The 12,561-nt window shown below is 40.8% G+C and carries 15 protein-coding genes; 10 read left to right on the plus strand and 5 right to left on the minus strand.

Translation table 11 applies throughout. The annotated features are described in order from the left end of the window. Positions 1–114: 114 nt before the first annotated feature. The 3 genes from ACQK2H_RS12800 to rsmA are packed head-to-tail and all read right to left on the minus strand — an operon-like array spanning position 115 to position 3,193. Positions 115–1,071: an NAD(P)-dependent oxidoreductase gene (locus ACQK2H_RS12800; RefSeq protein ID WP_425391837.1), complete on the minus strand. Its 957-nt coding sequence runs from the start codon at positions 1,069–1,071 to the stop codon at positions 115–117. Next, on the minus strand, positions 1,068–2,432 hold the full coding sequence (gene mgtE / locus ACQK2H_RS12805; protein WP_425391838.1) for a magnesium transporter: 1,365 nt from the start codon (positions 2,430–2,432) through the stop codon (positions 1,068–1,070). Before mgtE ends, ACQK2H_RS12800 begins: the two co-directional genes overlap by 4 nt. Positions 2,433–2,434: 2 nt before the next feature. Next, positions 2,435–3,193, minus strand: coding sequence for a 16S rRNA (adenine(1518)-N(6)/adenine(1519)-N(6))-dimethyltransferase RsmA (gene rsmA / locus ACQK2H_RS12810; protein ID WP_425391839.1), 759 nt, complete (start codon positions 3,191–3,193; stop codon positions 2,435–2,437). A gap of 139 nt (positions 3,194–3,332) precedes the next feature. On the opposite strand from rsmA, the gene pdxA reads away from it, so the two are divergent. The 7 genes from pdxA (at position 3,333) to accC (ending at position 8,689) form a co-directional block, all read left to right on the plus strand. Further along, positions 3,333–4,376 (plus strand): 4-hydroxythreonine-4-phosphate dehydrogenase PdxA, encoded by a 1,044-nt coding sequence (gene pdxA / locus ACQK2H_RS12815; protein WP_425391840.1) that lies wholly within the window; start codon positions 3,333–3,335, stop codon positions 4,374–4,376. Positions 4,377–4,444: 68 nt separating this feature from the next. Next, entirely contained in the window at positions 4,445–4,957 is a 513-nt protein-coding gene (locus tag ACQK2H_RS12820; protein ID WP_425391841.1) for a YceD family protein, read from the plus strand. Between the two features lie 24 nt (positions 4,958–4,981). Further along, positions 4,982–5,173: a 50S ribosomal protein L32 gene (gene rpmF / locus ACQK2H_RS12825; protein WP_425391842.1), complete on the plus strand. Its 192-nt coding sequence runs from the start codon at positions 4,982–4,984 to the stop codon at positions 5,171–5,173. Between the two features lie 11 nt (positions 5,174–5,184). Continuing rightward, positions 5,185–6,183, plus strand: a complete 999-nt coding sequence (locus ACQK2H_RS12830; protein WP_425391843.1) for a beta-ketoacyl-ACP synthase III — start codon at positions 5,185–5,187, stop codon at positions 6,181–6,183. A gap of 24 nt (positions 6,184–6,207) precedes the next feature. Continuing rightward, positions 6,208–6,771 (plus strand): elongation factor P, encoded by a 564-nt coding sequence (gene efp / locus ACQK2H_RS12835; protein WP_425391844.1) that lies wholly within the window; start codon positions 6,208–6,210, stop codon positions 6,769–6,771. A 77-nt stretch (positions 6,772–6,848) separates the two neighbouring features. Beyond that, positions 6,849–7,331, plus strand: coding sequence for an acetyl-CoA carboxylase biotin carboxyl carrier protein (accB, locus tag ACQK2H_RS12840; protein WP_425391845.1), 483 nt, complete (start codon positions 6,849–6,851; stop codon positions 7,329–7,331). 11 nt (positions 7,332–7,342) lie between these two features. Next, positions 7,343–8,689: an acetyl-CoA carboxylase biotin carboxylase subunit gene (accC, locus tag ACQK2H_RS12845; RefSeq protein ID WP_425391846.1), complete on the plus strand. Its 1,347-nt coding sequence runs from the start codon at positions 7,343–7,345 to the stop codon at positions 8,687–8,689. A gap of 414 nt (positions 8,690–9,103) precedes the next feature. Here accC and ACQK2H_RS12850 read toward each other — a convergent pair whose 3' ends face one another. Both ACQK2H_RS12850 and ACQK2H_RS12855 read right to left on the minus strand, forming a co-directional pair. Then, entirely contained in the window at positions 9,104–9,433 is a 330-nt protein-coding gene (locus ACQK2H_RS12850) for a hypothetical protein (protein WP_425391847.1), read from the minus strand. Positions 9,434–9,446: 13 nt separating this feature from the next. Further along, positions 9,447–10,007: an RNA polymerase sigma factor gene (locus ACQK2H_RS12855; protein ID WP_425391848.1), complete on the minus strand. Its 561-nt coding sequence runs from the start codon at positions 10,005–10,007 to the stop codon at positions 9,447–9,449. A 107-nt stretch (positions 10,008–10,114) separates the two neighbouring features. On the opposite strand from ACQK2H_RS12855, the gene ACQK2H_RS12860 reads away from it, so the two are divergent. From ACQK2H_RS12860 to ACQK2H_RS12870, 3 genes are all read left to right on the plus strand, one after another. Next, positions 10,115–10,456, plus strand: a complete 342-nt coding sequence (locus ACQK2H_RS12860) for a DUF6249 domain-containing protein (RefSeq protein WP_425391849.1) — start codon at positions 10,115–10,117, stop codon at positions 10,454–10,456. Between the two features lie 11 nt (positions 10,457–10,467). Then, entirely contained in the window at positions 10,468–11,829 is a 1,362-nt protein-coding gene (locus tag ACQK2H_RS12865; RefSeq protein WP_425391850.1) for a serine hydrolase, read from the plus strand. A gap of 103 nt (positions 11,830–11,932) precedes the next feature. Next, on the plus strand, positions 11,933–12,496 hold the full coding sequence (locus ACQK2H_RS12870) for a Crp/Fnr family transcriptional regulator (RefSeq protein WP_425391851.1): 564 nt from the start codon (positions 11,933–11,935) through the stop codon (positions 12,494–12,496). Positions 12,497–12,561: the final 65 nt, after the last annotated feature.

Raw genomic sequence — 12,561 nt, forward strand, 5'->3', positions numbered from 1 at the left:
GCCTCACAATGAAGCCGTTTTCCCGTGTTTTCTTATTTTGATGATGCAAATATACATTAAGGATTAACTGAAATCAAAAATCTAGTGTATTTCTGAATCCTTAAAAGTCACGTTCTACGACTGGCCATCTGCACCAAATAGTTCCGCAATCTTACCCGCAATTACTTCACTTATTCGCTGATAGGATTCATACGTCCATCCGCCTACATGAGGAGTAATCAGCACATTGGGTTGTGCATTTAGTTTTTCAAGTAATTCCTTTTCTGATGCCGAGTACTCGTTCAGTTTTTCATTCTCAAGCACATCCAATCCTGCACCATATAATGTTCCTTCCTCAAGTAATTGAATCAGTGCTTGTGTATCTAAAATTTCACCCCTGGCAGTATTAATAAGTACCTTAAGCTTTTTGAAGCTTCTTAAATATGCTTCATCAAACAAGTGCCTGGTCTCTACATTTAAAGGTATATGAATGCTCAATACCTCCGTACGCTCCATCAACTCATCCAACTCCACGTTCTTGATAAATCCACCTTCAAAAGTTCCCTTGAACTTGTCAAACCCAATAACCTCGCAATCAAAACCTCTCAGTTTTCTTGCAAATGACATCCCCATATTTCCCACACCATAGATTCCTACGACTTTGCCTTTAAGCTCAATGCCTCGATTTCCTTCCCGATCCCATACCCCACTTTTAATTTGATTATGTGCAGTTGAAATTTTGTGCAGAAGACCGAGTAACAAACCCATGGCATGTTCACCTAATGCATCTCTATTACCCTCTGGTGCGTTTATAGCTGTAATTCCCTTTCCATTGAGGTAGTCTTCATCCACCTTATCCATACCAGCTCCGGCTCGCGCAATGAATTTCAAATTTGGACCAGCATCAACTAATTCCTTATTCACTGCTGTTTTGCTTCGAATAATTAATCCTTCAAACTCACGTATGATCTTTAATATCCCCTTCCTATCAATCACTGGTAGATAAACAGGATCGAACCCTTTTTCCTTCAAAAGGGCAAGGATAACTTCATGCATATCATCAGCGATGAGAATTCGCTTTACTTCACTCATAAATTATATAATAGGTGTGCTATCGAGAAATAGACAGCCAAACCCAATAAATCGTTCGTAGTGGTTATAAAAGGACCAGACGCTAGGGCGGGATTTACTCCGAAACGATTAAGGACTAAAGGAGTAATAGTCCCCATAAATGAAGCTAATAAAACAACTGAAAAAAGGGCTATCGCTACTGTCGCTGCTAATGGTTGCTCCCTCATAAATAATATTACTGCACCAAAAACCATCAATGAAAGAATGGCTCCATTGACAATTGCTACCATGAAAACTTTCAACAACCGTTTCCACATACTATCTGCAAATACGTTTGGGTTAGCCAGACTTTGTACAACAATCGAAGAAGATTGGATACCAACATTACCTCCGGATGCCGTAATCAATGGAATAAAAAATGCCAATGCAGGAACGATGATTATTTCTTCCTTAAAAAGCCCAAGAAACTGCGCACCCACCAAGCCACCAGCCATGCCAATGATTAACCACGGTAGTCTTGCACGAGAAATCTTCCAGACTGTATCATCTTCCTCTACATCGGAGCTAACCCCAGTCATTAACTGACGCTCCTCATCTGCCATTTCGCGGATCACATCAATCACATCATCAATGGTAATCCTTCCCACAAGTCTCCCCCTGGCATTTACTACGGGTACTGCTTCCAGATCATATTTCTGCATGATACTGGCAACTTCTTCCTCAGTAGTAGAGGTTTCAACAGAGATAATCTGATCATCATAGATATCTGCAACTTTCGCCCCTCCTTTACCCAAAATAAGGTTTTTAATCCCTACTTTGCCCAGTAGGTTTTCTTTATTATCCACTACATAAACTGAATAAATCTTCTGTACATTCTCTGCTTGCATTCGGATTTCATCAATACATTGCGAAATACTCCAGTTCAGATTGGCTTTGATTAATTCTTTAGCCATCAGACCACCGGCCACATCCTCATCGTATTCAAGGAGTTCCATCAGGTTGGAGGCTTTCTCTTCATCCTGAATCTGACGGATCACCTCATTCCTATCAGCAACTCCCATCTCATAGAGAATATCCGTTCCATCATCCGAATCCATCAGCTCCACGAAAGAAGCAAGATCAGTAGCTGAGAACTCTTTAATGAACTCTTCTCGTACATCCTCCTCAAGATCCTCAAGAATCCTGGCACCAATCTCAGGAGATAATAAGTCAAATACATATTTGCATTCGACAGAATCAAACTCATCTAAAAGAGCAGAAATATCAGCAGGATTTACACCATCAAGAGTGGATTTGATGAAAGCAGTATCCTGCTCATCAAGGGCTTGCTGAAACCGGTCTTTAAATTCAACCGAAAGCTCAAACGTCATCACTGCTTCCATTTTTAGGCGATTTTTTCAGTAAGCGAGATAAATTCCTGGACAGACAACTGTTCCGCCCTTTTATCCATCTCAGGGAGAGCAGCTACAGAGTCAGACAAATTTAGGTCTTTTAAAGCGTTGCGCAAGGTCTTCCTTCGTTTGCCGAAACCAGCCTTCACAACCCTTTTAAAAAACTTCTCATCACAGGGTAATTGTTTGATATTATTTCTCTTTAATCGTATGACCGCCGATTGAACTTTAGGGGGTGGGTTGAATACTCCGGGGGGTACCTTGAACAGATAGTTAATTTCAAAAAAGGCTTGCAGAAGCACACTCAATATCCCATAAGTTTTATTGCCATGACTCGCACAGATTCGATCTGCCACCTCTTTTTGAATCATGCAAACCACTTCGTCCACCTTTTCCCGATCCTCCCATATTTTAAAAAATAGCTGCGAAGAGATGTTGTATGGGAAGTTACCAATTACATTAAAACGATCGAATGGAACATCGTATTTCAGATAATCCTTAAAAAGGAACTGCTCTTGATTATCAGAGTATGTTTCCTTCAAATAAGCAATGGATTCTGTGTCAATGTCCAAGGCATAGAACTGAGTGTCCTCCTGCTTAATTAAATATTTGGTAAGCACTCCCGTTCCCGGACCAATTTCCAGCACCGGAAGATTATCTTCATTTTTCAAAGCATCAACAATCTTCAAGGCGATGTTTTCGTCTTTTAGAAAGTGCTGACCTAAATGTTTTTTTGGTTTTACGCTTGCCAACTTATTCTAAGTTTATAATGTTGCATTTTTAGAATCTGATTCGGTTGAGAGTTGATAGTTACGAGGGAATAATCAGTTCTCAATTAACAACTCCCGATTTTTTCGGGTTAAATTCCAATTTGATAAATGTACACTGCAAATGGCTGAATCATCTCACAAAAAAAATAAACCTCTTATTGGAATAACTATTGGAGATGTGAATGGTATTGGTCCTGAAGTGATTATCAAATCTCTGGAGGACAACCGCATACTCAGACAGTTCACACCAGTCATCTACGGATCCGGAAAAGTCATCTCCTATTACCGAAAAGGACTGGACAAAGAAAACTTCAATTATCAGCAGATTACCGGAATTGAAAAAGTGGTTCACAAAAAAGTGAATGTTCTGAATGTTTGGAACGAAACCATTGAAATCAATCCGGGACAAGCAAATGAGACCGGAGGTAAGTATGCAGTTCTCTCATTACAAAAAGCTGTTGCTGACCTTAAAGACAATAAAATTGATGCAATCGTAACAGCGCCATTAGCCAAAGACCTGGTCCAATCCGATGATTTCAAATTTCCAGGTCATACCGAATATCTAACTCAGGAGGCTGGTGAATCAGAGAGCCTGATGTTTCTGGTTCACGACTCCTTACGAGTGGGAGTTGTTACGGGACACATTTCCTTGAATCAAGTGAGTCAAAAGATTACAAAAGAGAAGGTTGTTACCAAGCTTCAGAAAATGATCAAGTCTCTTCAAAAAGATTTTGGCATCAAGAAACCAAAGGTTGCTGTTATGGGAGTAAATCCACACGCAGGGGAAAATGGATTACTTGGTAATGAAGAAGATGAGGTTATTATTCCGGCAATAGAAGAAGTAAAAAAAGGTCACAATATTGTGGCGGGTCCTTTTCCTGCTGACGGCTTTTTCGGGATGCGATCATACAAGCAATACGATGGTGTACTTGCCATGTATCATGATCAAGGGCTCATTCCTTTCAAAACCCTTGCCTTTGAAGAAGGAGTAAATTATACTGCCGGATTGCCCTTCGTTCGAACATCACCAGATCATGGAACCGCCTTTGCGATAGCAGGAAAAAATGAAGCGGATGAAACCTCTTTTCGCAATGCGCTATACCTAGCTAATGACATTATTCGTCAAAGAAATGAGAATCAGTTCGAAAATGCTGATGAAAAGTAATTACTAAAGCTTTTGTAGTACTTGGATTCTATCTAAATTTGCGGGTCTTTACCGGGAAGTGGACGGACATGAAGGAATTGAAGGAGTATAAAATTGAAATTTTTGGACTGAGTAATAGCACTCATGACTTTAATTTCACCTTTTCTGACGAATTCTTCACGCATTTTGAAAACAGCCTGGTAAGCAAGGGCAAAGGCACTTGTGATGTGATTTTGACAAAAACAGACGCGATGATCACACTCAATATGACCATAAATGGTACGATTGAGCTAGAATGTGATCGCAGTTTAGAATTATTTGATTTCCCAATAGAAGTAAAAAAGGAAATTATTTACAAATACGGTGACGAAGAAAAGGAGTTAAGTGAAGATGTATTTGTAATTCCACATGGAGCACAGGAAATCAATATTTCTACGTTTTTATATGAGTCCATCAGCCTGGAAGTTCCGATGAAAAAGCTGCATCCAAAATTTGAAGATGATAGCGAAGATGATGAGATGATTTACATTTCAGACGCATCGGAGACCAAAGCGGAAGAAAGTACCGATCCCAGATGGGAAGCCTTAAAAAAATTGAAATAAGATAAATTTAGATAGAGAAAGAAGATGGCGCATCCAAAACGAAAGATTTCGAAAACCAGGAGAGACAAAAGAAGAACACATTACAAAGCAACTCCAAAAAGCTATGTAATCTGTCCTACTACAGGTGAAGCTCACCTTCCACACAGAGCTTTCTGGCATGAAGGCAAACTTTACTATAAAGGTAAAGTGGTGATGGAAAAAGAAGTTTTAGCCTAAGCTAATATCAGATGCCTAAAATTCAAGCAGCCATAACAGGCGTTCATGGTTACGTTCCTGAGGACGTACTCACAAACAAGGACCTTGAAAAGATTGTGGATACGAACGATGAGTGGATCACCTCAAGAACAGGCATCAAACGAAGACATATATTAAAAGGTGAAAATCAGGGCACCTCTGTAATGGCTGTAAAGGCTGTAGAGGGGCTTTTGAAAAAAACCAATACCAAAGCAGAAGAGATTGATCTGGTTATTTGTGCTACCACAACACCGGATATGGTATTTCCTGCGACGGCTAATATCATCTCCAATCAGATTGGGGCTGTGAACGCTTTTGGGTACGACATTCAGGCTGCATGCTCAGGATTCCTTTATGCGTTGGCTACCGGCTCTCAATTCATTGAGACTGGTAAATACAAGAAAGTGATAGTAATTGGTGGAGATAAGATGTCATCCATCGTAGACTACACGGACAGAGCTACATGCATCATTTTTGGCGATGGTGCAGGAGCTGTAATGCTTGAGCCAACCGAGGAGGATTTTGGGATTAAAGATTCCATCTTAAAGTCTGACGGATCGGGCGAACCATTTTTACACATGAAGGCTGGAGGCAGCAGACGTCCTGCTACCGAAGAAACAGTGAAGAACCGGGAGCATTTTGCTTATCAGGAAGGTTCTACAGTGTTCAAGTTTGCCGTGAAAAACATGGCTGACGTGGCGGCTCAGGTGATGGAGCGAAACAACCTCACTGCTGAAGATGTATCCTACCTTGTACCACATCAGGCAAATAAACGAATCATAGATGCGACCGCTAATCGCATGGGTGTAAGTGACGAAAAAGTCATGCTAAACATCCATGAATACGGTAACACAACTAGCGGCACGATCCCTCTTTGCTTGTTTGATTATGAAAACAAATTAAAAAAGGGAGATAATCTTATACTGGCTGCATTCGGCGGTGGATTTACATGGGGGGCAATCTGGGTAAAATGGGCTTACGATCCTAAATAACTAACCTAAAAAACTAACATTTTAATGGCAACTACAGCAGACATCAAAAACGGACTGGTGATAGAATTTAATCACGATCTGTTTAGTGTAGTAGAATTTCAACACGTTAAGCCGGGTAAAGGTCCTGCTTTTGTGCGGACCAAATTGAAAAGTATCACGACTGGCAAAGTGATAGACAATACTTTTTCTGCCGGTCATAAAATCACCACAGCACGTGTAGAGCGCAGACCATATCAATATTTATATATGGATGATATGGGGTATCATTTCATGGATACAAATACGTATGAGCAAGTGGCAATCGAAGAGGGTTTGATTAACGCACCGAAATTCTTAAAAGACGGTCAGGAAGTAGAAATCCTTTTTCACGCAGAAGAAGAAAAAATTCTGGGTTGTGAGCTTCCTCAGCATGTAATTCTGACTGTCACTCAGGCTGACCCGGGTGTTAAGGGCAATACCGCAACGAATGCGACTAAAAATGCAGTAGTAGAAACAGGTGCTACTATTCAGGTTCCTATGTTCATCGATCAGGACGAAGTGATCAAAATCAACACTGTTGATGGATCATATGTGGAGCGAGTGAAATAGAGATAGAAATTATTTCTGTCACGCGAGAGAAATTTTATTACCTTAGTTCATAAGATTTTTTAATCAATAATTAACCTATGAAGGCGAAAGAAATTCAAGAATTGATCAATTTTCTGTCCGAGTCAGGATTGGAAGAAGTAAATATCGAAACAGACGATTTTAAGGTAAGCATTAAACGAAGTGCAGAACAGCATGTAATAGCTTCAGCACCTCAGGCGGCTCCAGCTCCTGCTCCGGCAGCTGCTCCGGCTCCACAGGCAGCTCCAGCTCCTGCCCCATCATCAGATGGAGGTGATGATGCATCTGCATCGAACAGCAACCTCGTAGAAATAAAATCTCCTATGATCGGTACATTCTACCGATCGCCAAACCCTGAGTCTCCTTCATTTGTAGAAGTCGGAAGCTCAGTAAAAGCCGGTGATCCTGTATGTATCATCGAAGCAATGAAACTTTTCAATGAGATTGAATCAGAAGTGTCTGGTAAAATCGTGAAAGTATTGGTTGACAATTCTCAGCCGGTAGAATACGATCAGCCACTTTTCCTTGTTGAACCATCTTAAACATCCCTGATATGTTTAATAAGATTCTGATTGCCAATAGAGGTGAAATCGCACTACGAATCATTCGTACGTGTAAGGAAATGGGCATCAAAACAGTGGCGGTATACTCAAAAGCAGATGCTGAGAGCTTACACGTTCGTTTTGCTGATGAAGCTGTATGTATTGGTCCGGCAGCAGGTAAGGATTCTTATCTAAAGATTCCTAATATCATCGCTGCTGCTGAGGTTACCAATGCTGATGCCATCCATCCAGGTTATGGGTTCCTTTCTGAGAATGCTGAATTCTCGAGAGTATGTGCTGAAAACAATATCAAGTTCATCGGTGCTAGTGAAGAAATGATCAGCAAGATGGGAGATAAAGCTACAGCGAAGGCAACAATGATTGCCGCAGGTGTTCCTGTTGTTCCAGGCTCTGAGGGTCTACTCGAGTCAGCAGATCATGGAATGAAGCTTGCCAAGGAAATAGGCTACCCTGTCATGATCAAAGCAACCGCCGGAGGTGGTGGTAAAGGTATGCGACTGATCAAGGAAGAAGGTGAATTCAAAAAAGCATGGGACAGTGCACGTCAGGAAGCAGCTGCTTCATTTGGAAATGACGGGATGTACATGGAAAAATTCGTGGAAGAGCCCCGTCACATCGAGATCCAGATTGTAGGTGATAGCAACGGTAAAGCGTGTCACCTATCAGAGCGAGACTGCTCGATCCAGCGGAGACACCAGAAGCTAATTGAAGAGACACCCTCTCCTATCGTATCACAAGAGTTGAGAGAGAAGATGGGAGCTGCTGCAATCAAAGGTGCAGAGGCCATCAAATACGAAGGTGCCGGAACGGTTGAGTTCTTGGTGGACAAGCACGGAGAGTTCTACTTTATGGAGATGAACACCCGTATCCAGGTAGAGCATCCGATCACGGAAGAAGTGACAGATTATGACCTTATCAAAGAGCAGATCAAGGTAGCGGCCGGTGAGCCGATCTCCGGACGCAATTATTATCCACAGCGGCATTCTATTGAGGTTCGTATCAATGCAGAAGATCCGGCAAACGGTTTCCGACCAAGTCCGGGTAAGATTACAAACCTTCACTTCCCTGGTGGACATGGAGTACGAATAGATAGTCATGTATATGCAGGCTACACGATCCCTCCTTTCTATGATTCAATGATCGGGAAGTTGATAGTAAGTGCACAAACCAGAGAAGAAGCGATCATTAAAATGAAACGTGCTTTGGAAGAGACGGTGATCGAGGGTATTAAAACCACGATCCCATTCCACCTTGCCATGATGGATGACGAAGCATTTAAGTCCGGAAACTTCACTACGAAGTATTTGGATAACTGGGATTTTAGTGTGTTGAAATAGCCTAGAAAACTTTATAGATATTTGAAACCCCTTACCAGAAATGGTGAGGGGTTTTTGATTTATGAAAAGGTCAATTGAAAATTGAATTATGTACAACACAATAAAAAGCCTATGTATTGCTACTTTTAAAATGTGTGTTTGTTTAGGTCAGCGAAAAGCTACTTAGCTTTGAAAGGGTCATTTTGGAGTTAAGAATTTCTAAAGAGAAGATTCGATTTTGAATGGAATCTTGAAGAGCAAATAAAACGAACAGCAGAATTTGAAAGGAATATAAATAAAGAAAAATAGCACAATGCAAACAATGAAAACTACTACCATTATGGATTCTGCTATGCCTGATTCGGCTTGAAATTATTTAAGTCTGTTCTATATTGAAAATAAACCTTGACGCCCACACTAAAAAAACAAACTACCCTACCCCACAATCACCCGCTTCAGCGCCCTGTCCATTAGATAAAAGAGAAAGAAAGCTATTCCTACAAACCCGATTACCTTCAAAGCCAAAAAGACATTTGGATGGATGGTGTTGAGACTAAAATATCTGACCATTAGGAAAAGGAATACCAGGAAGACCACAACAAATCCAATGGTGCATAACCTTGGAATCCAATTCATCCAAGGGGTTAGTACAGATTCCTTTTCTAACTCTTGAACGGCTTTCATCGTCACCCTGGAGGCGAACCCGGAAGACGGCCCTTGTACATCCAACGCCTTTAAATCCTTTTCTATGTCTTGCTTTTCCATGTTCATTAAACGGTTAGTAGAGTTCGTAAACTTCCTCTTTGAATTTTCTATTAAGATTCTCCTTCAACAACTTTCTTGTACGAAGGAGCTTCACTTTCACATTGCTCACTGATATTTTCATTACTTCGGCCACCTCCTTCACCTGCAATTCATTGAGGTAATATAAGGTGATCAGCGCAGCATCTTCTGACGGTATCTCTTGCATCATTTGCTCGATAGCTTTCTTCCGATCAATGTGTTCAAGCGAAACACCCGCAACCTGACCAATATCAGATTGATTGACATGATCTATATCTGCAAAGTGTCGCTTCTTTCTTCTCGTTACATCAATCGACAAATGATATGCAATCCGGCTAAGCCAGATTTCATACTTGACATAGTCTTCAAGCTTCCTAAGCTCACGAAAACTTTTAAGAAATGCATCCTGAGCAACCTCCTCTGCCACCTCCCGATTCCTGATGATTCGAAAACACAGGTTGAAAATTTTCTTCTCGTATTTCTGCACCAATGTGGAAATGGCAGCCTCAGCATCTCCGTTTAAAATCTCTTCTATGTAGTGGCTGTCATTGTGCATTCCTCTATTAATTGACGGGTGCTGAGAATTTTCGGTTACAACCAGTGATTTGTAACCAGTCCGTCCCGATACCCCGTCATTAAATGTGAACCAAATAAAAAGATAAAATGGCAATGATAGGAATCGCCTTGATTGTGTTCTCTAGTGTATTACTAATTGTTTCGATCTATTACATCCGAACGAACACACGACACAAGGAGCATATGGCCATGATCGAAAAGGGAATGAAACCGGAAACTTCCGGTCCTCAATTTTTTCTAGAGACCCTCAAACTCGCATTCGGATTTGTAGGCGCAGGAATTGGCTTTCTCCTGGGAGTAACACTGGAGAGTAGTGGCTTTTTTGATTCGTCGATTGAGCTGCCACTCTACTTCGCTCCCATTCTTACTGTTACGGGGTTGAGTCTGGCGCTCTTCTACTCCATTTATAAAAATCACTTAAAAAAATAAAACTCAAAATAATGAACAGGACTAAACATATTTGGGCACTATTAATAGTTGTCTTTCTTGGCTTTACCTCATTCGCACAAAAGAAGAATGAGTGGCAAATCTATAAACGTGTCGAAGATGCAGGATTTTCAAAAGCCGGTCTCGATAGCTTAACAAGTGCTTTCGAGCAAATGCAAAGTGAATCACTTATGGTCGTTCATAAGGGAAACGTTTTGCTTTCGTTAGGCGATCCATCTCGTCGATTCATGTGCCATTCAATACGCAAGAGCTTCATGAGTGCGATGTACGGTATCTATTTAGAAAAAGGAGATTTAGATCTGAGTAAGACACTGAGGGAGCTGAACATCCAGGATAAAGACGGTCTGACAGATATAGAGTTGAATGCTACTGTTGAGCACCTCATTTCAGCCCGGTCAGGTATTTATCATCCGGCGGCTTATGAACCGCGAAGCATGAAAGCCAACCGACCTGAACGGGGAAGCGCAAAGCCTGGTGAGGCATTCTTTTATAATAACTGGGACTTCAACACGCTGGTGAGCATTTTTAATCAGGAAACCAACCAGGACTTCTTTGAGGCTTTCATGCGGGATATTGCCAATCCTATTGGAATGCAGGATTTGCGCATGGAAGATATGACCTATCGAAATGAGCCTAATAAGTCCATTCACCCAGCCTACCTCTTCAAAATGTCCAGTCGTGATTTGGCACGATTTGGTCAGCTCTATTTGAATAAAGGAATGTGGGAAGGAAATACAATCTTACCGGAAGGCTGGGTAGAAAAAAGCACCAGTCTTCGTTCTACAACCGAAAGTTTTGAAGGACGAGATGGGTATGGCTATCTGTGGTGGATAGATGATCAATCGTTTGGTGAACCTGCATTCTATGCCAGTGGTCTAGGAGGTCATCGCATGTATGTTTTCCCAGAATCAGATCTGATAATTGTTCATCGTGTGAATACGTACTTGATGCTTGGCGAACGGAATGAAAACATTGTCAGTCTCATTAATCAAGTTTTAGAAGCCAAGACAGGTGTGCCGGCAAAGAAGCCAAAACTCATACCCTTTGTTGTAAAGGATAGATCAAACCAAGTAGTGGAAGTTTCTGAATCCGATCTTAGTGAATATGTGGGTACATATTCGCACCCATTTTTTAAGGAAATGGAAGTGTATCTTGAAGATGGACAGCTTAAGATGAGAGGAGAAATATTAGGAAACTTCAGGCTTATTCCACGATCAGATACTCAATTTAAAGTAGAGGATATTCCTGAATTACCGCTTGAAATGGTTAGAACAGATGACGAAAACTTGAAAGGAACCTCTATTACAGAAGTAAATGAACGAAGAATTCCAGTTAAGATTATCATTTATTTTTGATCATAAAAACATAAGAGCCTGTTCATTTAAATGTGGGCAGGCTACTAATAATCCATCCACTGTCGATTCTGCTATATTTGAAATATAGGTTTCATGCAAGGAAATGAATCAATTACTCACTTTCATCAATCAACATTCCACTTTAACTGATACGTTAACCACTGAATTGAATGAAATAATGGATGAAGTAAGTGTGTCTGCCGGAACAGAGATATCAAGTCAAAACACCTATTGCAGGCAGTTATACTTTATAAAAAAAGGGGTTGTGAAATTCTGTTTCAACTCTGAGGGAAAGGAGTTTATCATGCGATTCTTTGAAGAGGGTGTTCTCTTCACGGATTTGCTAAGTTGGAATAAAAAGGAATGTTCCGAATATAGGATTGTAGCACTTGAGAATACTGAGTTCTTTTCGCTTCCATTTTTACAGTTCGAAGAGCTATGTAATCGACACCACGCTTTAGAAACGTTTTACCGAAAGTTCATTACTCAGGCGAGTCTTAACATGATGGAGCGCATTAAAGAAATCCTGGAGGAAGATGCTCAAAAACGTTACTCAAATTTTGTAGAAAAACATCCTGGTTTATTACAACGCGTCAGTCTCGGAGATATATCTAAATACCTTGGAATCACACAAGTGACTCTAAGTAGGATTCGAGCCAATAAATAATTTCCCTTTTTTATCATTTGTAAAAGGAACGTACCGAAAAGTCAGACAATTTTGATGTAAACAAG

The sequence above is a fragment of the Ekhidna sp. genome (assembly GCF_965228795.1).
Lineage (GTDB): Bacteria > Bacteroidota > Bacteroidia > Cytophagales > Cyclobacteriaceae > Ekhidna.